The sequence below is a fragment of the Jiangella gansuensis DSM 44835 genome (assembly GCF_000515395.1).
In the GTDB taxonomy this organism is placed as follows: Bacteria; Actinomycetota; Actinomycetes; order Jiangellales; family Jiangellaceae; genus Jiangella; species Jiangella gansuensis.
On the sequence record NZ_KI911782.1, the window covers coordinates 3,109,586 to 3,128,880 of the forward strand.

Consider the following 19,295-nt stretch of genomic DNA (forward strand, 5'->3'; position numbering starts at 1 on the left):
AACGAAGGAACTCGCACCCATGGCCACTGAAGGTGGTACCAAGGCAGTCCTCGCCGCGCTCCTGGCCAACACCGGCATCGCGATCACCAAGTTCATCGCGTTCGCACTGACGGGGGCGTCCTCGATGCTCGCCGAGGCGGTGCACTCCGTCGCCGACGCCGGCAACCAGGTGCTGCTGCTGGTCGGCGGCCGCCGGGCGCAGCGCAAGGCGACGCCGGAGCACCCGTTCGGCTACGGCCGGGTGCGGTACGTGTTCGCGTTCATCGTGTCCATCGTGTTGTTCAGCATCGGTGGCCTGTTCGCGCTGTACGAGGCGTACCACAAGTACGAAGAGGTGCACGCCGGTCACCCGAACGAGCTGCTGGAGAGCCGGTGGTGGTGGGTGCCCATCGCGGTGCTGGTCGCCGCCATCATCATGGAGACGTTCTCGCTGCGTACCGCGGTCATCGAGTCGAACCGGGTCCGTCAGGGCGCCTCGTGGGTGCGGTTCGTACGCCGGGCGAAGTCGCCGGAGCTGCCGGTGATCCTGCTCGAGGACATCGGTGCGCTGCTGGGCCTGGTGTTCGCTCTGATCGGCGTGGGCATGGCCCTGATCACGGACAACGCGTACTGGGACGTCGCCGGTACCGCGGCCATCGGGGTGCTGCTGGTGATCATCGCCGTCATCCTGGCCATCGAGATGTCCAGCCTGCTGATCGGCGAGGGCGCGGCGGCGGAGAACGTCAAGGCCATCCACGCCGCGGCGATCGCCGGCGACGACATCGGGCGCGTCATCCACCTGCGCACGCTCTACACCGGCCCGGAGGAGTTGCTGGTGGCGGCGAAGCTGGCGGTGCGTCGCGACCAGACGGGCGAACAGATCGCCGCGGCCATCGACGGCGCCGAGGCGCGCATCCGGGCGGCGGTGCCGGAGGCCACCCACATCTACCTCGAACCCGACCTCGACCGGGCCGCACGCTCCGCGCCTTCCCCATGATCATCAAGAGTTGACCCGGCCATCACCGGGCCAACTCTTGATGATCATGGGAGGCGGGGGAGTAAACTCGGCGGCGACCACACCGGCGCAGGTGATGCCGCGGACTCAGATGGGTCGCGCCGGGTCGGACCGTTCGGCGCTGTCCTGCCGTGCCCGCCGTCCGACCCATCAGTCATCCGCTGAGAGGAACTGTCCCATGTCCGTCGACTTCAAGGTCGCTGACCTGTCGCTGGCCGAGTTCGGCCGTCGTGAGATCCGCCTGGCCGAACACGAGATGCCCGGTCTGATGGCCATGCGCGCCGAGTACGGGGAGAGCAAGCCGCTGACCGGTGCCCGCATCACCGGATCGCTGCACATGACCGTGCAGACCGCGGTGTTGATCGAGACGCTCGTGGCGCTCGGCGCCGAGGTCCGGTGGGCGTCGTGCAACATCTTCTCCACCCAGGACCACGCGGCCGCGGCGATCGCGGTCGGCCCGGACGGCACGGTGGACGCGCCGGCGGGGGTGCCGGTGTTCGCCTGGAAGGGCGAGACGCTGGAGGAGTACTGGTGGTGCACCGAGCAGGCTCTACGGTGGCCCGACACTGGTTCTGGCTCTGGCGGCCCGAACATGATTCTCGACGACGGCGGCGACGCCACGCTGCTGGTCCACAAGGGCGTCGAGTTCGAGAAGGCCGGTGCTGTCCCGGCGCCGGCGGAGGGCGACCCCGACGAGTGGCGGGTCGTGCTGGGGGTGCTGCAGCGGTCGCTGGCCGAGGCCCCCGGCCGCTGGACGGCGATGGCTCAGGAGATCAAGGGCGTGACCGAGGAGACCACGACCGGGGTGCACCGTCTCTACGAGATGATGCGCGACGGGGCGTTGTTGTTCTCGGGGATCAACGTGAACGACTCGGTCACGAAGAGCAAGTTCGACAACAAGTACGGGTGCCGGCACTCGCTGATCGACGGCATCAACCGGGCCACCGATGTGCTCATCGGCGGCAAGGTCGCGGTGGTGTGCGGCTACGGCGACGTCGGCAAGGGGTGCGCGGAGTCGCTGCGCGGTCAGGGCGCCCGCGTCGTGGTGACCGAGATCGACCCGATCTGCGCGCTGCAGGCGGCCATGGACGGCTACGAGGTCACCACACTCGACGACGTCATCGAGCGGGCCGACATCGTCATCACCGCGACCGGGAACCGCGACGTCATCACGGCGGAGCACCTGTCGCGGGCCAAGCACCAGGCCATCATCGGCAACATCGGTCACTTCGACAACGAGATCGACATGGCCGGTCTGGCCGCGGTGCCGGGTGTGACACGCACGGAGATCAAGCCCCAGGTGCACGAGTGGCGGTTCCCCGACGGGCACACCGTGATCGTGCTGTCGGAAGGCCGGCTGCTGAACCTCGGCAACGCGACCGGGCACCCGTCGTTCGTGATGTCGAACTCCTTCACCAACCAGGTCCTGGCCCAGATCGAGCTGTTCACGAAGAGCCAGGACTACCCGCTGGGCGTGTACACGCTGCCCAAGCATCTGGACGAGAAGGTGGCCCGGCTGCACCTGGACGCGCTCGGGGTGAAACTCACCGAGCTGACCCCGGCTCAGGCGGGCTACCTCGGCATCCCGGTCGACGGGCCGTACAAGAGCGAGCACTACCGCTACTGAGGCGACGGTCAGGACGGCGGAGCGAAGCCCTGGTCGTGCCGGGGCCGCTCCGCCTGTTCGTCTCCATGCGGGGACGCGGGCCGCGGTTCGGGGGCGGCCGCGGCGACGTGCCCGTCCCCGGCGCCTTCGCGCGGGGCGAACCTGAGACTGTCCCGGCGGCGACGCTCGGCCAGCACCGCGGCCAGGTAGGCCCACGGCGGCGTGCCTGGCGGCGGCGGAGGGCTGACCACGGATGCGACCTCGGACGCCAGTTGCGTGGTGAGCCGGTCGCGTGCCTCCGGAGCGAGCTGCGGCGCCCGCGCGAGCAGGGTGCGGGCAGCCATCGCCAGCTGGTCCGGCAGCCGCGACAGCTCCAGCGTCGGCGCCCAGGCGGCCAGGCGCGGATCGACGGCCGGTGGGGGCGCCGTCGTCGCCGGGATGCGTTCCCGGACGACGACGGTCCCGGCCAGCAGGTCGCCGATCCGCTTGTCCCGGGAATTCAGCAGCGAGCACACGACGGCGCCGACGCCGAGCGTCACGAGGAAGTCGGCGAAGACGCCGGCCAAGGCGCGGACCAGTGCATGCCGGAACCGGATCGGCCCGCCGTCGTCGCGCACCACCCGCAGCCCGAACGCGGCCTTACCCACTGACTTGCCCCTGGTCAGGGTCTCGATGGTGGTCGGGATCACGACGAGCACGAACACCGCGCCGGCGATCAGCATCGCGCTGGCCAGGGCGACGTCGACGTCCGGGACGACCTGGGTGAACAGCAGGAGCAGCCCGAGCCCGACGGCGGCGAGCAGGATGCCGTCCAGCACGAGGGCGAGCGCTCGGGACGGCAGCTTGGCCAGCCGCAGCTCCAAGGGGACGGCCTCGCCGGTGACCAGGTCGCTCATCCTGGCTAGTCTGCCGCACTCCCCATGACCATCGGCGATCGACCACGCCATGACGGGGCCGATCGCCGATGATCAAGGGGAGGGTCGATAGGCTCGGCTGCCGTGGACCTCGACGCGTTCGTCGCCGCGCACCGCGCCGAATGGGACCGGCTGGAACAGCTGGCCCGAAGGCGCGGCCGGCTGAGCGGTCCGGAGGCCGACGAGCTGGTCGCGCTGTACCGAGCCGCGTCCACGCACCTGTCCACGCTGCGTTCCGCGGCACCCGACCCGGCCGTCGTCGGGAGACTGTCGGCGCTGGTGGCGCGGGCCCGGACGGCCATCTCCGGCGCGCACGACCCGGGCTGGCGCGACGTCACCCGCTTCCTCACCGTCAGCTTCCCGGCGGCGGTGTACCTGAGCCGCCGATGGTGGGTCGCGGTGGCGGTGGCGTTCGTCGCGGTGTCGGTGGCCATCTCGTGGTGGGTGGCCGCCAACCCGAGCGTGCAGGCGTCCATCGGCGCGCCGGAGCAGATCCGCCAGCTGGTCGAGCACGATTTCGAGGACTACTACTCCGAGAATCCGGCGGGGTCGTTCGCGGCCCGGGTCTGGGTCAACAACTCCTGGGTGGCGGCGGCCTGCCTGGCGCTGGGGGTGTTCCTCGGCATCCCGGTCGTGTACGTGCTGTGGATGAACGTCGTCAACCTGGCGGCGTCGGCCGGGCTGATGGCCGCGGCCGGCCGCCTCGACATCTTCTTCGGGCTCATCACCCCGCACGGGCTGCTGGAGCTGACGGCGGTGTTCGTCGCGGCCGGCGCCGGGCTCCGGCTGGGCTGGACCGTCATCGACCCCGGGCCGCGCAGCCGGGCCACGGCGCTTGCGGAGGTCGGCCGGGCCACCATCGGCATGGCGGTCGGACTGGCCGGGGTGCTGCTGGTGTCCGGCGTCATCGAAGCGTTCGTGACCCCGTCCGGGCTGCCGACCTGGGGCCGCATCGCCATCGGGGTCGTCGCCGAGGTGCTGTTCCTCGCCTACGTCTGGGTGTACGGACGGCGGGCGGTGCTGGCCGGTGAGGTCGGCGACGTCGACCGCGGCGAGCGCGCCGACACGCTCCCCGTCGCCGGCTGATCCGCCTCCGGCCGTTCCCGCGCGGTCCTCCCCGGTTGATCTTGGAGTAACCGCGGAATCGCGACCCGAAATGTCCGACAGATTCCGCGGTTAGTCCAAGATCAACGGGAAGGGCGGGCCGATTCAGAGGCGGCCGGTGGCCTTGAGCTCGAGGTAGCGGTCGGCGACGGCGGGCGGCAGGTCCGCGGGGGCGGCGTCGACGACGTGAGCGCCTCGGCGGGACAGCAGTTCGGCCACCCGGGCCCGGGCCAGCCGGTCGTGCTCGGCGGCGGCCGCGGTGTAGACGGCGTCCGCGTCGCCCCGTCCGCGAGCCAGCGCGGCCAACCGGGGGTCGGCCACCGACGCCACCAGCACCGTGTGTCGGCGGGTGAGCTGCCCGATCACCGGCAGCAGCCCGAGCTCGACGGCGCTGGAGTCCAGGCCGGTGACGATCACGACGAAGGCGTGCCGGCCGGCCCGGGCCATGACCTGCGCGGCCAGCGCCCGGTAGTCGGTCTCCAACAGTTCCGGCTCCAGCGTGGCGACGGCGTCGACCATGCGGCGCAGCACGTCGCCCGGAGCTGGGCGCGCCACCTCGGCGCGCACCCTGCGGTCGTGGGCGAGCAGGTCGACGCGGTCCCCGGCGCGGGCGGCCAGCGCGCCGAGCAGCAGCGCGGTGTCGATGGCGGCGTCCAGGCGTGGCTCGTCGCCCACCCGGCCGGCCGAGGTCCGCCCGGTGTCGAGGACGATCAGCACGTGCCGGTCGCGCTCCGGCCGCCAGGTCCGGACGACGACGTCGCCGCGCCGGGCCGTCGCCCGCCAGTCGATGGAGCGGGTGTCGTCGCCGATGACGTACTCGCGCAGGGAGTCGAACTCCGTCCCCTGGCCGCGGACCCGCAGCGCCGAACGGCCGTCGATCTCGCGCAGCCGGCTCAGCCGCGACGGTAGATGTCGCCGGGCCCGGAACGGTGGCAGCACCCGCAGCGTCCACGGCGAGCTGTGCGAGCCCTGCCGCCCGGCCAGTCCCAGCGGGCCGAAGCTGCGCACCGTCACCCGGTCGGACCGGCGGTCGCCGCGCCGGGTGGGACGCAGCACGGTCTGCACGGTCTGCCGGCCGCCGGGCCCGATGTCGACGGCGGAGCGGTCGGACCCCGCGACCACACCGGCCGACGGCGGCCAGGCGTCGCGCAGGACACCCCGCACCGGGCGCCGCCCGGTGTTCACGACGGCGAGGGCGACGGTGGCCGCCTCGTCCAGCCGGACGGTCTCGTCGCCGCGTCGCTCGAGCCGCAGCTGCCGGGGTGAGCCGGCGAGCGCGGCGTCGAGGAGTGCCAGCGCCACCACGACGGCGGAGACGACCACGACGCCGCCGGCGGACGGCGCGGCCACCGCCACGACGACCACACCCAGCGCCGCGAGCAGCGCCACCCGGCCCGAGACCACCATCGCCCGACGCCTCCTAGCGCGGCACGGCGACGGTGGACAGGACGGTGTCGAGGACGGAGTCGGCCGCCACACCCTCCATCTCCGCCTCCGGGCGCAGCGTCAGCCGGTGCCGCAGGGTCGGGCGGGCCAGCGCCTTGACGTCGTCGGGAGTGACGAAGTCGCGCCCGGACAGCCAGGCCCACGCCCGCGCGGTCTTGAGCAGCGCCGTCGCGCCACGCGGGGAGACACCCAGCTGCACCGACGGCGACGTGCGGGTGGCCCGGCAGATGTCGACGATGTACGCGAGGACGTCCGGCTCGACCCGCACGGCCGCGACCGCATCGCGCGCCGCCACCAGGTCGGCCGGGCCGGCGACGGTGCGCACACCGGCGGCGTCCAGGTCGCGCGGGTCGAAACCCTCGGCGTGCCGGCGCAGCACCGCGACCTCGTCGTCCCGCTCCGGGACGGAGACGGTGAGCTTCAGCAGGAACCGGTCGAGCTGGGCCTCCGGCAGCGGATACGTGCCCTCGTACTCGATCGGGTTCTGGGTGGCCGCCACGAGGAACGGATCCGGCAGCGGACGGGGTTCACCGTCGACGGACACCTGGCGCTCCTCCATCGCCTCCAGCAGCGCCGCCTGGGTCTTCGGCGGAGTGCGGTTGATCTCGTCGGCGAGCAGCAGGTTGGTGAACACCGGGCCGGCTGAGAACGAGAACTCCGCGGTCCGCGCGTCGTAGACGAGCGAGCCGGTGATGTCGCCGGGCATCAGATCCGGGGTGAACTGGACCCGCTTCGTCTCGACCTCGAGGGCGGCCGCGAGGGCACGGACGAGGAGGGTCTTGGCGACCCCGGGCACCCCTTCGAGCAGGACGTGGCCGCGGCAGAGCAACGCGATGACCAGGCCGGTGACGGCGGGGTCCTGCCCGACGACCGCCTTCGCGACCTCCTGCCGGACGCTGGTCAGGGCTTCGCGGGCCGGTTCGGCCGGTGCGGTGATGGACGCGTCGGTCACGGTGAACGGGGATCCCTTCTCGTGGACGTCGCGGGGCCGGCGAAACCGGCCCGCTCGAGGGCGTCGAGGTCGTCGGCCAGGCGGACCAGGCCGGCGTCGTCGGCCGGAGCCGGTCCGGCCAGCAGGGCGGTGATGTCGTCCGCGGACCGGCCGGTGCGTTCGGCGAGTACCGCGGCCAGCGCGGCGACGTCGCCGGAAGCCGTGCCGCCGGGGGCCGTGCCGCTGGGGGCCGTGCCGCCGGAGCCGGAGCTGGTACCGGTGCCGCCTGCGGTGGCGCGCAGCCGCCGGATCGCCGCCGCCCGGAGCAGCGCCGCGGCGTGTTCCCGCGACCGCCCGCGCCGGTAGAGCCGGGCCCGTCCCTCGGTGGTCTCGCTGGCCCGGACGACGACGGGCAGCGGCTCCGGCACCAGCCGGCCCAGCCGCCGGGCCCGCCACAGCGCGGCCAGCGCCACGGCGACCGCGAGCTGCCAGGCGGCGGCCGTGACCCACCCGGGCAACTGGTCGGTGAACGGCGCACTGGACTCGTCGGAGGTCTCGGGCACCGGCCGGTACCAGACCAGGTGGTCGTCCGCGCCGAGCAGGCCCATCGCGAGCGCCGCGTTGCCGTCCTGGTCGAGGTGCTCGTTGGTGAGTGGGTCGGCGGAGCCGAGCAGGACCGCCTCGCTGCCACCGGCGGTGGCCGTCACCACGAGCGTCGGGTCGCCGTCGACGGGGTAGCAGCGTGCGCCGCCGGTGCGGCTGACGTCGCCGGTGTACCCGGTGTCGCCGAGCCGGGCCGATCCGGCCCGGTCCGCGGCCGGCAGGTCGCAGCCGGGGTCCGTCTCCGCGGCCCCGGCCACGGTGGTTGGCGAGAGCCCCGGCGCGAAGTCGGTGAGGCTGGACCGGGCGGCCACCAGCACCAGCCGGGCGCCGGTGTCGACCACGCGGTCCACCTGCTCCGGTGTCAGGAGGTCGGGGACGGTGACGAGCAGGGTGTCGTCCGGTCCGGCGAGGCCGACGGCGTCGGTAGCGGTGCGGACCGGGCTGATGCGGACGCCCTGGTCCTCGAGCAGCTGGGCCAGCGCCCGGGCGCCGCTGGCGTCGACGCCGTCCGGGTCGAGGAAACCGCGGCTGGCGCGGCTCTGCACGATGCCGAGCACGATGGCCGTGCTCAGCAGCAGCGCGATGACGGCGAGCGGGCGCCGCCACCGGCGCCAGTGTTCCGAGCGGGTCGGGTCGAGCGGCCGCGACTCGGCCGGCTGCGTTGCGGCGTCCGGGCGGGGCGCCGTCGTCGTCGCCGTCACGACGGCACCGCCAGGGTCGGCCCGGTGGGCGCCCCGGTCGTCGGCCGGGCGGCGGCCACGGCGTCGTCCAGCGACCGCAGCGCGGCGTCGTCGGCGGCCACCGCGTCGGCGCCGCCGTAGCGGACCGCGTCGAACAGTGAGGCGCCGCGGCGCATCGGCTCGGCGACTCCGGCCAGTGCCGCGCCGGTCTCGCGGGCGGCTTCGTCGGCGGTGCGGCCGGAACGGGTGTCGAGGACGCCGCGTTCCTCCAGCGCGGAGACGACGGCGCGATACCGCTCGACGACCGCGGTGTTCCAGTCGGAACGGGCCGCGGCAGCATCGGCGGAGGCGCGATGCTCGGCGGCCGTGCGGCGGCGATCGGGCAGGACCGGGCCCAGCCGGCGAGCCGACCGCCGTGCCAGCGGACCGGTGCGCAGCACGATGACCACCGCCAGCATCACCACGACCGCCACGATGGCGGCGACCGCCAGCCGGCTGGAGAACGCTCCCGTGGCGGCCTCGAGAAGCCGTTCGATCTGCTCCACGAACCAGCGCAGTACCCGGGAGAGCAGCGGCTCGTCGCGGTCGTACGAGGGCTTGGACAGTTCGTCGCGGGCGAGGTCACGGGCCTCGTCGCGACCCAGGTCGACCGGAACCGACGCCTTGATCACGGCGATGGCGGCGCCGTCGGTCCGCCACCACGGCCGGGCAGCTCGACGCCGGCCGCCTGGGCCAGCTCGATGTCGAGGCCCTCACGACGGATGCGCCGGTCGATGTACAGCAGCGCGGTGGCCGCCGCCGAGAACGGCGCGGTGATGGTGGCCGCGATCATGCCGGCGAGGGTGTTGAGCACGAACCAGCTGGTGGTGTCGTCGGGACCGTCGCCGAGCACGCCCGGGAGGCCGAACGGCACCGCCACCACCTGGTTGATCAGCCAGACCACGATGGTGATCAGCAGCAGGATGCCGAACACCCGCCACCACGACGTGCGCACCAGCGCGGCGGACCGGCGCAGCGACTCACGCACCCCGATGGGCCGCGGCCCACCGTTGCCGGCCGCCGACGTCTCGAGCATCAACGCCGGCATGGACAGCGCGAACCGCACGTACAACCACACCGTCAGCGGGATGGCCGCGAGCCCGGCCAGCACGGCGAGGATGGCCGCCGGCGCGCCACCGACCGCGGCCAGCGCGATCGCGAGCACGATGACCAGGATGGTGGGGCTGAGCCAGATCAACGTGTAGAGCAGTGTCAGGCCCAGCAGCCGCAGCAGGCGGCCCTTCGACGCGTTCCAGGCCTGCCCGATGCTCAACTGCTGCCCCAGCACCGCCCGCCCCACCACGACCGTCAGCACACCGGTCAGGAAGACCGTCGCGACCAGCGTGACGAGCAGACTCGCCACGGTGAGCGGGATACCGCGAGCCAGGGTGTCCAGAGCCTCGGACTCGTCGGTGATGCCGAGGTCGGGTTCGGTGATCTGGTCGCCGAACGCCCAGGCCAGGGTGGCCGCGGAGAGGATCTGGGTGGCCGCCGCGACCAGCGCGGACAGGCCCAGCATGGCGCCGAGGTTGCGGCGGATGGTGGTGACGGCGCCGTCGAGGATCTCGCCGACACCGAGCGGGCGCAGCGGGATGACGCCCGGCTTGGCATCGGGGATCCGCCAGCTGGGCGTGCCGCCTGCGGGCTGCTGCCACCCGCCGGGCGACTGCCAGCCGCCGGGACCACCCGTACCGCCTGGTGCGCCCGTACCGCCTGGTGCATTCGGGCCCGCACCGCCTGGTGCGCCGGCGGGACTCTGGCCGCCCGGGTCCTGCCCGTCCGGCTGCTGCGGGCCGCCGGCTTGCCAACCGCCGGCCTGCCAACCGCCCGCCTGCCAGCCGCCGGACTGCCAGCCGTCAGCCGGTGAACCGCCCGGCTGCTGCGGTGACCAGCCCGGGTAGGGCGGGGCCGGCGGCGGTCCGGCCGCGGTGTGGTCGTCCGGCTGGTCGTCGCCGGCAGGGCGCTCGTCCGGCGGGGGCGGCGACCCTGCGTTCCCGGACATCGGTCCTCTCCTTCGCGTGCACGTCGGGCGGCTGCTTCGGCCGTCGGCGCGGTCCCGTGCTGACTCGTCGCACGAGCGTCGGCGACGCCGGTGCACCGGTCGATCGGTGGTCACGACGCCTGCGCTGTTCGCACAGGCACGAACATCCTGTCACGTCCCCCCGACGGTGTTCGGACCAGGCGACCGGCGCGTCCGTTGATCATCGGCGATCCGGTACGCCCGAGGACTACTCCCGCTCCACCATGCCCACATCCCTGGTGGAGCGGGAACAGCCATGGTGGACGTGATCATTTGGGGGCACGACAGGCGGGTCACAGGCGGTTTTTCGACGTTCGGGCCACATCGGTGTCACGATATGGACATGAAAGGACGTGTGCTCATCGTCGACGACGACACCGCGTTGGCCGAGATGCTCGGAATCGTCCTGCGCGGGGAGGGCTACGAGCACGCGATCATCACTCGTGGTGACGACGTGCTGCCAGCGTTCCGGGAGTTCAAGCCCGACCTCGTGTTGCTCGATCTGATGCTCCCCGGCCGCGACGGCATCGACGTGTGCAAGGAGATCCGCGCCGAGTCAGGCGTGCCCATTGTCATGCTCACCGCCAAGAGTGACACCGTCGACATCGTCGTCGGTCTGGAATCCGGCGCCGACGACTACGTCGTCAAGCCGTTCAAGCCCAAGGAACTGGTCGCCCGGGTGCGGGCCAGGCTGCGCCGCACCGACGACCCGAAGCCCGAGACCCTGCAGGTCGGCGACGTCCTCATCGACGTGGCCGGGCACTCGGTCAAGCGTGACGGCACCCCCATCTCGCTGACGCCTCTGGAGTTCGATCTGCTGGCGTGCCTGGCGCGCAGGCCGTGGCAGGTGTTCACCCGTGAGGAGTTGCTCGAGAAGGTGTGGGGCTACCGCCACGCCACCGACACCCGGCTGGTGAACGTGCACGTGCAGCGCCTGCGCTCCAAGATCGAGCACGACCCGGAGCGTCCCGAGATCGTCGTGACCGTTCGTGGTGTGGGGTACAAGGCCGGCCCTGGGTGATCCGGTGACCCGCCCGGTGCGTGACGGCGCCGCGGCACCCGCCGGTGCCGACGTCCTCACCCGGCTGCTGCCGCGCCTGGCGCAGTGGTCGATGCGGCCGTGGCAACTGGTGCGCGGAGCGTGGCGGCGCTCCATCCAGCTACGCGTCATCACCGCGACACTGACGTTGTCGGTGGTCGTGGTGTCCCTGCTGGGCATCACCCTGTCCAGGCAGATCACCGACGGCCTGCTGCGGGCCCAGGCCGAGGCGGCCGTGGCCGACGCCTCGGCGGGCATCGACAGCGCCCAGCGCAGCCTGGACGCCGCCGCCGACCAGACCCCGGCGGAGTTGCGGCAGACCCTCGTGCAGATCGCCGAGACGCTGGCCGCCGGCGGCAGCACGTCCGCGGCCACCGAACCGTTGTACGAGATCGTCCTGCTCGGCTCGGAAGGCGCACCCACCTACCGTTCCCGGGCCGCCCGAGACAGCGTCCCGGCGGCGCTGCGCGAGCGCGTCAGCGACGAGCCGCGGGTCTTCCGCACCTACACGGCCATCGACTACGTCGACGGGCGCAGCGTGCCCGGCCTCGCGGTGGGCGGCCAGATCACCGACCCGACCGGTGAGGATTACGAGCTCTACTACCTGTTCCCCCTCACCGAGCAGCAGCAGACCATCGACCTGGTTCTCACCGCGCTCGCGACGGCCGGCGTGCTGTTGGTGCTGCTGCTGGGTGCGCTCGCCTGGCTGGTGGCGCGGCAAGTGGTGACGCCGGTACGGCTGGCCGCCCGGATCGCCGAACGGTTCTCCGCCGGGCGGCTGTCGGAACGGATGGCGGTACGCGGCCGCGACGACCTCGCCCGGCTGGCCATGAGCTTCAACCAGATGGCCGCCAGCCTGCAGCACCAGATCGGCCAGCTGGAGGAGTTGTCGCGGATGCAGCAGCAGTTCGTCTCCGACGTCTCGCACGAACTGCGTACCCCGCTGACCACGGTACGGATGGCCGCCGATGTGCTGTACGAGTCCCGCGACGAGTTCGACCCCGTCGTCGAACGCTCCGTCGAGCTCTTGCAGGCTCAGCTGGACCGGTTCGAGGCGCTGCTCACCGACCTGCTGGAGATCAGCCGCTTCGACGCCGGCGCCGCGGCGCTCAACGCCGAGCGTGGCGACCTGCGCGACATCGTGCACAAGGTCGTCGACGCCGCGACCCCGCTGGCCGTACAGAAGGGCAGTGACCTCGTGGTCGACGTGCCGACCGAGCCGGTCATGGCCGAAGCCGACTCCCGGCGCATCGAACGCATCGTGCGCAACCTGGTGGTCAACGCCGTCGAACACGGCGAAGGCCGGGAAGTGCGCATCCGGGTCGCCGCCGACGACCACGCCGTCGCCGTGGCCGTCCGCGACCACGGCGTCGGACTGAAGCCGGGGGAGTCGTCCCTGGTGTTCCACCGGTTCTGGCGTGCCGACCCGGCCCGCGCCCGCACCACCGGCGGCACCGGCCTCGGCCTGTCCATCGCGCTCGAGGACGCACGGCTGCACGGAGGCTGGCTCCAGGCGTGGGGTGAGCCGGGCGAGGGCTCGCAGTTCCGCCTGACGCTGCCGCGGGTGGCCGGCGACGACCTCCGCTCGTCGCCGCTGGCGCTGGTGCCCGACGACGTCGGCGACGACGCCGTCGACGCGCCCGGTGTCGGCGGGCCGTACCGGCGGCTCGGCGGCCGCGTGACTCCCTCCGACCCGGGCGAACCCCCGGTGCCGGGCCCGGCACGCGGTGAGCCGGCGCCGTCGTCAGCAGGCCAGGACACGGAACCCTCGGAGGAGGTGCCGCGGCATGCGTAGCGGTATCGGCCTGGCCACGGTGCTGCTCGCCGCCGCCGTCGTAGCCGGGTGCAGCGAGATCCCGACCTCCGGGCCCGTCATCGGCGGCGAGTCGGTCGAGCCGCCGTCGGAGGAGCAACGGTTCATCCAGGTCGAGGCGCCGCCGCCAGCACCAGGCGCCAACCCGCTCGGCATCGTGAACGGCTTCATCGAGGCGATGGCGTCGTACGAGCCCGGTTACGAGACGGCCCGGGAGTTCCTGACCGACGAGGCCGCCGCGGCCTGGAACCCGGCCGAGGGCGTCACCGTGTACATGGGCGCCACCCCCACGTTCGAGACCATCGCCGAGGACCGCGTCGACGTGCAGATGTCGGTCGCCGCGACAGTAGGAGCGGACGGCACGTACCGCGCTGCGGAGCCGGGCACGGTGCGCCGGCTGAACCTGCAGCTGGTGCAGGAAGGCGGCGAGTGGCGGATCGCCAACCCCGAGCCCGGCATCGTCATCGCCGTGTTCAGCTTCGAACGCGAGTACGAGGCGCGCAACGTGTATTTCTTCGACCCCAGCTTCGAGGTGCTCGTGCCCGACCCGGTGTACATCCCGCGAACGGCCAGCGCGGCGACACTCCTGGCGCGCAAGGTGCTGTCCGGGCCCACGGACTGGCTGGCCCCGGCGGTACGCACCGCGTTCCCGGACGGCACGGAGCTGGAGGTGAACGCCGTCCCGGTCGAGGGTGGCGTGGCCACGGTCGAGCTCGGTCCGGCCGCCGCGGTGGCCGACCCGGAGATGCGCGAGTTGATGGCCGCCCAGCTGACGTGGACGCTGGGAATGCTGCCCGACGTCGAGCGGGTGGCCGTGACCTCCGGGCGGGCTCCGCTGTTCCAGGGCGAGGCGCTGTCGCCACGCGACCCCAGCATGAGCCAGTACGACCCCGCAGTCCTCGGGCCGGACACCCCCGCCTACGCGGTCGGGGAGGCCGGCGTGGTCTCGCTGGGCGGTGAGGAACCGACGCCGGTGCCAGGGCCTCTGGGCTCCATGACGAACGTGCGTGAGGTCGCCGTGAACATCGGGGGCAACCGCGGCGCCGTCATCACCGGCGACGGACACCTGCTGCAGGTGGCCACCTTCGGCGACGGCGAGGTCCTGCAGACAGTGCTGGAGGGAGTCGATCTCACGTCACCGGCCTGGGACCGCACCGGCCTGCTCTGGGCGGTCGACCACGGCGTCGAAGGTCCCGGGCTGGTCGCGGCGCGCGCCGACGGGAACCCGGTGCAGATCGCGGTACCGGCACTGGCCGGCCGCGACGTGGAACGGCTCGCGGTGTCGCCCGACGGTGTCCGCATCGCGATGATCGTGGACGGCCGCGCCTACGTCGGCGACATCATCCGTGACGCCGACAGCCGCGGCGCCGTCAAGATCGAGGGGCTGCTCGCCATCGGCCCGGCCGGCGAGGCCGTCGACGTCGCCTGGACCACGTCGAGCGGGGCATGGAGCACGTCGGACAGCGTCATCGTGCTGTCCGGTACGGAGCAGGGCGTCCTCCCGCGCACTGTCGGGCTGTCCGGCCAGGTGACTACACCGCGCGGTGTCCCCGTCGACGACGCGGTCCGGGTCACCGCCGCGCCCGGGCTGCCGGCCGTGCTCGAGACCGCCGACGGCGTCCTGTTCGTCCAGCGCGCCGGGAACAGCTGGAGCGAGATCGGCGCCGGCCGCGCCCCGGCCTACCCCGGCTGACCCGTCCGGAAATGATCACGTTCGGCATGGGTGTGCCCGCTCCACCAGGCATGCTTGCCGCGCCCGGCGAGTAGACGCCTGGAGGCGGCCCGGCGCTGTCGGCGGCCCGGCGCATGATGACCCGCATGAGCGGAACGGGTGAGGCAGCCGCCGGGCATCGCCGGGGACGCCGGACGGGCCCCGTCGATCGGCCCGCGCCAGGGGCGACGCAGCGCGCGGCGCTGTGCCAGGCGGTGGCGCGCCTGGGCCACGCCGCGGCCGAGCTGGGGCACGCGGCGGCCGACCTCGCCCTCGGCAGCGCGTGCGCCGGATGCGCTGAGCATCCCGGGCTCCTCTGTCCCGCCTGCCGCGATGCCCTCCTGGGCCCCGCGACGGTGCGTGCGCTGCCCGGCAGTGGGCCGGGGTTCTGGGACGAGCCCGACCCGGGCGGTCCGGGGCAGCGGGGGCCGGAGTTGCCGCTCGCCGGTGCGGCGGCGTATGCCGACCCCGTCCGGTCGATGATCATCGCGCACAAGGAACACGGCCGGCTGCCGCTGGCCCGGCCACTCGGTGACGCACTCGCCGTGGCGGTCACGGAACTCCTGGCCGCGGGCCCCGGTTGCGATCACAGCGGCCGGCCGGTCGTTCTGGTGCCGGTGCCGTCGAGCCGCACCGCGGTCCGGCGGCGCGGGCACGACCCCGTCCTGCGCACAACGCGCCGCGCCGCGGCCACGTTGCGCCGCTCCGGCCAGGTGAGCACGGTGGTGGGCGCGCTGCGGCACCGGCGGAAGGTCGCCGATCAGGCGGGCCTGGGCCGCCGGGAGCGCGAGGCCAACCTCCGCGGCTCGCTCATCGTCCGGCGCGGTGCCGCCGGTCTGCTGTCCGGCCGGTGCGTCGTGCTGGCCGACGACATCGTGACCACCGGCGCCACCCTGCGCGAGGCGACTCGTGCCCTGGTCGGCGCGGGAATCCAGCCGTGTGGAGCGGTGGTGGTGGCGGTGGCCTGACGACGAAAATGCGGCAGATTCAGGTGTACAGCAGGCAACGAGCGGCTAACGTTTGTGCATGGCACCCCATGTCAGTCTCCGAGCAAGAACGGAGGAAGGCCGGGTGCACAACCCGGTCTCGCGAGCGCGCGGGTGTCCCTCGACCGTTTGACCCCACGACCGGGAGGTTTCGAGTGGATATCGTCATCAAGGGCCGTCACACGTCGGTGCCGGAGCGATTCCGGAATCACGTCACCGAGAAGCTCGCGAAGCTCGACAAGGTCGCGCACAAGGTGATCCGGGTGGACGTCGAGGTCACAGCCGAATCCAATTCGCGCCGGACCGATCAGGCGGAGCGGGTCGAGCTCACCCTCCACTCCAAGGGCCCGGTGATCCGCGCCGAGGCTGCCGCCGCCGACCGCTACTCCGCCCTTGACCTGGCCACCGACCGGCTCTACGCCCGGCTGCGGAAGGCCGCCGACCGCCGCCGGGTGCACCACGGCAACCGCACCCCCATCTCCGTGGCCGCCGCCACCGCGCCGCTCGCCACCGCGCCGCCCATCCCCGCGCAGGCGTCGCCGGCCATGGTCGCGCAGGCCGCCGGCGCCGGCACCCAGGTCGACGACCGGCCGGAGGACTACCCGACCGAGGAGTCCGGTCCCATGGTGGTGCGGGAGAAGACGCACCGCGCCGAGCCGATGACGCTCGACCAGGCGCTGTACGAGATGGAGCTCGTCGGGCACGACTTCTATCTCTTCGTCGACGCCGAGAACAAGATGCCCAGCGTGGTCTATCGCCGGCGCGGCTACGACTACGGAGTCATCCACCTGGACGTGTGACACGGGCGACGACTCCGGGCGGCGGCTGGCCTGCGGGCCGGCCGCCGCCTCTCGTCGGTGTCGACCAGCCCGGTCGTGACGGCCACCGGCTCGGCGCGTCGCGCCGGTACTCCATCAGCCGTTCCTGTCGGTGCCCGCTGATAACTTCGCGGCCATGCCACGTCGAGACAAGCTGTCCGCCGCCGCGGCCCGCCGGGTGGCGCTCGCGGCGCAGGGCCTCGCCGATCCGCGGCCGCCGGTGCCGGACCGGCGGGCCATCCGCCGGGTGACCGACCGGGTCGGCGTGGTCCAGATCGACTCGGTGAACGTGCTGTCCCGCTCGCACTACCTGCCGTTCTTCAGCCGCCTCGGCCCCTACCCGCGCGAGCAGCTCGACCGTGCGCTCAACAAGGCACCGCGCATGCTGTTCGAGTACTGGGCACACGAGGCGTCGGTGCTGCCGGTGCGCTTCCAGCCGTACCTGCGCGGCCGCATGGCCAGGGCCGAGGAAGCCGCGTGGGGCGGCATGCGGCGCATCGTGCGCGACAAGCCGGAGTTCGTGGAGTGGGTGTTCGACGAGGTCAAGCGGCTCGGCCCGGTCACGGCGGGCGAGATCGAGCACGACGCGCCGCGGGCCAAGGACAACTGGGGCTGGAACTGGTCGGAGGTCAAGACCGCGCTGGAGTTCCTGTTCTGGGCCGGCCGGGTCACGTCGGCGGGCCGCAACGGGGCGTTCGCCCGGCTCTACGACGTCCCGGAGCGGGTGCTGCCCCGCGATGTCCTCGACGCGCCCACCCCGTCGCCGGCCGAGGCCCATCGCGAGCTCATCCGCATCGCGGCGCGAGCCCACGGCGTCGGCTCCGAGCAGTGCCTGCGCGACTACTTCCGGCTGCGGCCGGAGCCCAGCAAGGCCGCCATCGCCGAGCTGGTCGAGGACGGCGAGCTGGTGCCGATCACCGTCGACGGCTGGAAGCGACAGGCATACCTGCACCGCGATGCGCGGGTGCCGCGCCGCGTCGAGGCCCGTGCGCTGCTCAGTCCGTTCGATTCGCTGATCTGGGAGCGGGCGCGCACCGAAGCGCTGTTCGGGTTCCGCTACCGGCTGGAGATCTACGTGCCGCCGGCCAAGCGCGTCCATGGGTACTACGTGCTGCCGTTCCTCCTCGGCGAGGAGTTGGTCGCTCGGGTGGACCTCAAGGCCGACCGGAAGGCCGGCACGCTGCTGGTCCAGTCGGCGTGGGGCGAGCCTGGGTCACCGGCGGACACCCCCGACGAGCTGGCCGTCGAGTTGGTGGCGCTCGCCGGCTGGCTGGGGCTGTCCGGCGTGGTGGTCACCGGCCGGGGCGACATCGCCGCCCCGCTGGAGGATGCCCTGCGGCGGGCGGGCTGACCACGTGGCGCCGGCCGCACCGTTCGCCGTCGCCGCTCCCGGCTCCCGTTCAGGGCTGCTGGTCGTCGACCAGCAGGTCGTACCAGTGCAGGTCGACGACGATGCCGCCACGGATCCGGTCGCCGGCCCGCTCCACGCCGTACGGGCGGAAGCCGGCTCGCTCGATCACCGTGCGGGAGGCGTCGTTGCCGGTCACGTGCGCGACGACGAGCCGACGCAGCCCGAGGCCGCCGTCCGAGGCCGGCGCGAACGCGTGCCGCGTCATCAGCCGCACCGCCTCGGTGGCCACTCCACGGCCGCGCGCGGACGGGTGCACCCAGTAGCCGATCTCGGCACCGCCGTCGTGCGACGGCAGTCCCATCAGCGAGAACGATCCCACGGCCGGCCCGCCGTCCGGCAGCGCCGCGGCCCAATGCACGCCGCGGCCGGCCGCCGCCTCCTCCTCGCGGTCGTGGATGTACGAACGGGCGATCTCGTGGGTGTACGGCGACGGCAGCCCACCGAGCCAGTGCTGGGTGACGGGGTCGTTGCAGGCCTCGACGACGGCGTCGGCGTCGGCGTCCTCGAACCGGCGCAACACCACGCGTGAGCCGCGCACCGTCGGGACGTCCAGCCACGGCGTGGCCGGCCGCATGCGGTCACCGGCGGCCAGCGTGGCCACCCAGGTGTCGTCACGGACACCCTGGCGGGCGATGCCGCCGCGCACCCTGCCCTCGACCCGGAACCCGCACGCCCACGCGACCCGGCGCGACGCCCAGTTGCCGACGGAGGCCCGCCAGTGCAGGTGCGTCAGCCCGGGCCCGACGTCGGCGAAGGCGTACTCGGCCACCAATCGGACCGCGCGGGACATCAGGTGCCGGCCGCGGGCCTCCGGCGCGAGCCAGTACCCGACCTCGGCGGCGCCCTCGCCTCGAGACCGCAGACCGATCATGCCCAGGACGCGGCGGTCCTCCGGATCGCGCACCGCCCAGACGAGGCCGTGACCGGACTCCCAGCCGGCCGAGACCGTGTCCTCGACGAAGGTCTTGGCGTGCTCGTGCAGGTAGGGCGTGGGCAACGTCGTCCAGCGGCGGATCTCCGGGTCCTGGCAGATCTCGGTGATCCGGTCGACGTCGCCGGCCGTCGGGGTGGCCAGCAGGACGCCGTCGCCGCGGAGCTCGAACGGTTGCACGCCCAGCATCTTGCCGGGCGCCACGACCTAAGGTCGAGTCGTTATCTTTTCCGTGACCCGACGTACCAT

At 73.1% G+C, this 19,295-nt stretch carries 16 protein-coding genes; 9 read left to right on the forward strand and 7 right to left on the reverse strand.

From position 1 onward, the window contains the following. The first annotated feature begins 19 nt into the window (after positions 1–19). Entirely contained in the window at positions 20–976 is a 957-nt protein-coding gene (locus JIAGA_RS0114935) for a cation diffusion facilitator family transporter (protein WP_026876288.1), read from the forward strand. Positions 977–1,172: 196 nt separating this feature from the next. Further along, positions 1,173–2,621 (forward strand): adenosylhomocysteinase, encoded by a 1,449-nt coding sequence (gene ahcY / locus JIAGA_RS0114940; RefSeq protein WP_026876289.1) that lies wholly within the window; start codon positions 1,173–1,175, stop codon positions 2,619–2,621. 8 nt (positions 2,622–2,629) lie between these two features. Here the strand turns inward: ahcY and JIAGA_RS0114945 are convergent, their stop codons facing one another. Next, positions 2,630–3,496, reverse strand: coding sequence for an RDD family protein (locus JIAGA_RS0114945; protein ID WP_026876290.1), 867 nt, complete (start codon positions 3,494–3,496; stop codon positions 2,630–2,632). A gap of 102 nt (positions 3,497–3,598) precedes the next feature. Here JIAGA_RS0114945 and JIAGA_RS0114950 point away from each other — a divergent pair, with 102 nt between their 5' ends. After that, positions 3,599–4,600 carry a stage II sporulation protein M gene (locus tag JIAGA_RS0114950; RefSeq protein WP_026876291.1) on the forward strand — a complete coding sequence of 334 codons (1,002 nt, stop codon included), beginning with the start codon at positions 3,599–3,601 and terminating at the stop codon, positions 4,598–4,600. Positions 4,601–4,723: 123 nt separating this feature from the next. Here the strand turns inward: JIAGA_RS0114950 and JIAGA_RS0114955 are convergent, their stop codons facing one another. From JIAGA_RS0114955 to JIAGA_RS29945, 5 genes are read right to left on the reverse strand one after another with little or no spacing between them, the layout of a single operon-like run. Then, entirely contained in the window at positions 4,724–6,025 is a 1,302-nt protein-coding gene (locus JIAGA_RS0114955) for a DUF58 domain-containing protein (protein WP_026876292.1), read from the reverse strand. Between the two features lie 13 nt (positions 6,026–6,038). After that, complete coding sequence (locus JIAGA_RS0114960) at positions 6,039–7,016, reverse strand: AAA family ATPase (RefSeq protein ID WP_035812563.1); 978 nt, start codon at positions 7,014–7,016, stop codon at positions 6,039–6,041. Beyond that, the gene (locus JIAGA_RS29935; protein WP_051426116.1) at positions 7,013–8,299 is read right to left on the reverse strand and encodes a DUF4350 domain-containing protein; all 1,287 of its coding nucleotides are present in this window, start codon (positions 8,297–8,299) and stop codon (positions 7,013–7,015) included. Before JIAGA_RS29935 ends, JIAGA_RS0114960 begins: the two co-directional genes overlap by 4 nt. After that, the gene (locus JIAGA_RS29940) at positions 8,296–8,949 is read right to left on the reverse strand and encodes a DUF4129 domain-containing protein (RefSeq protein ID WP_051426117.1); all 654 of its coding nucleotides are present in this window, start codon (positions 8,947–8,949) and stop codon (positions 8,296–8,298) included. The genes JIAGA_RS29935 and JIAGA_RS29940 overlap by 4 nt, the downstream gene beginning before the upstream one ends. Beyond that, the gene (locus JIAGA_RS29945) at positions 8,946–10,319 is read right to left on the reverse strand and encodes a hypothetical protein (RefSeq protein ID WP_051426118.1); all 1,374 of its coding nucleotides are present in this window, start codon (positions 10,317–10,319) and stop codon (positions 8,946–8,948) included. Before JIAGA_RS29945 ends, JIAGA_RS29940 begins: the two co-directional genes overlap by 4 nt. A gap of 361 nt (positions 10,320–10,680) precedes the next feature. Between JIAGA_RS29945 and mtrA the strand changes: the two genes are divergently transcribed. From mtrA to JIAGA_RS0115005, 6 genes are all read left to right on the forward strand, one after another. Further along, on the forward strand, positions 10,681–11,358 hold the full coding sequence (gene mtrA, locus JIAGA_RS0114980; protein WP_026876294.1) for an MtrAB system response regulator MtrA: 678 nt from the start codon (positions 10,681–10,683) through the stop codon (positions 11,356–11,358). Positions 11,359–11,362: 4 nt separating this feature from the next. After that, positions 11,363–13,171, forward strand: coding sequence for an MtrAB system histidine kinase MtrB (gene mtrB, locus JIAGA_RS29950; RefSeq protein ID WP_051426119.1), 1,809 nt, complete (start codon positions 11,363–11,365; stop codon positions 13,169–13,171). Further along, positions 13,164–14,882: an LpqB family beta-propeller domain-containing protein gene (locus JIAGA_RS0114990; protein ID WP_026876295.1), complete on the forward strand. Its 1,719-nt coding sequence runs from the start codon at positions 13,164–13,166 to the stop codon at positions 14,880–14,882. The genes mtrB and JIAGA_RS0114990 overlap by 8 nt, the downstream gene beginning before the upstream one ends. A 125-nt stretch (positions 14,883–15,007) precedes the next feature. Continuing rightward, on the forward strand, positions 15,008–15,868 hold the full coding sequence (locus JIAGA_RS29955) for a ComF family protein (protein ID WP_157553189.1): 861 nt from the start codon (positions 15,008–15,010) through the stop codon (positions 15,866–15,868). A 173-nt stretch (positions 15,869–16,041) separates the two neighbouring features. Continuing rightward, complete coding sequence (gene hpf, locus JIAGA_RS0115000) at positions 16,042–16,686, forward strand: ribosome hibernation-promoting factor, HPF/YfiA family (RefSeq protein WP_026876296.1); 645 nt, start codon at positions 16,042–16,044, stop codon at positions 16,684–16,686. Between the two features lie 154 nt (positions 16,687–16,840). Beyond that, complete coding sequence (locus JIAGA_RS0115005; protein WP_026876297.1) at positions 16,841–18,055, forward strand: winged helix-turn-helix domain-containing protein; 1,215 nt, start codon at positions 16,841–16,843, stop codon at positions 18,053–18,055. A gap of 49 nt (positions 18,056–18,104) precedes the next feature. On the opposite strand, the gene JIAGA_RS29960 is transcribed toward JIAGA_RS0115005, so the two are convergent. After that, positions 18,105–19,226, reverse strand: a complete 1,122-nt coding sequence (locus JIAGA_RS29960; protein ID WP_157553191.1) for a GNAT family N-acetyltransferase — start codon at positions 19,224–19,226, stop codon at positions 18,105–18,107. Between the last annotated feature and the right edge of the window lie 69 nt (positions 19,227–19,295).

What these genes read in the sequence shown, in the direction of transcription:
- JIAGA_RS0115005 (WP_026876297.1), top strand. Translation starts at nt 16,841, where the DNA reads ATGCCACGTCGAGACAAGCTGTCCGCCGCCGCGGCCCGCCGGGTGGCG.
- mtrA (WP_026876294.1), top strand. Translation starts at nt 10,681, where the DNA reads ATGAAAGGACGTGTGCTCATCGTCGACGACGACACCGCGTTGGCCGAG.
- JIAGA_RS0114955 (WP_026876292.1), bottom strand. Translation starts at nt 6,025, where the DNA reads ATGGTGGTCTCGGGCCGGGTGGCGCTGCTCGCGGCGCTGGGTGTGGTC.
- JIAGA_RS29955 (WP_157553189.1), top strand. Translation starts at nt 15,008, where the DNA reads ATGAGCGGAACGGGTGAGGCAGCCGCCGGGCATCGCCGGGGACGCCGG.
- JIAGA_RS0114990 (WP_026876295.1), top strand. Translation starts at nt 13,164, where the DNA reads ATGCGTAGCGGTATCGGCCTGGCCACGGTGCTGCTCGCCGCCGCCGTC.
- JIAGA_RS0114945 (WP_026876290.1), bottom strand. Translation starts at nt 3,496, where the DNA reads ATGAGCGACCTGGTCACCGGCGAGGCCGTCCCCTTGGAGCTGCGGCTG.
- ahcY (WP_026876289.1), top strand. Translation starts at nt 1,173, where the DNA reads ATGTCCGTCGACTTCAAGGTCGCTGACCTGTCGCTGGCCGAGTTCGGC.
- JIAGA_RS0114935 (WP_026876288.1), top strand. Translation starts at nt 20, where the DNA reads ATGGCCACTGAAGGTGGTACCAAGGCAGTCCTCGCCGCGCTCCTGGCC.
- JIAGA_RS29945 (WP_051426118.1), bottom strand. Translation starts at nt 10,319, where the DNA reads ATGTCCGGGAACGCAGGGTCGCCGCCCCCGCCGGACGAGCGCCCTGCC.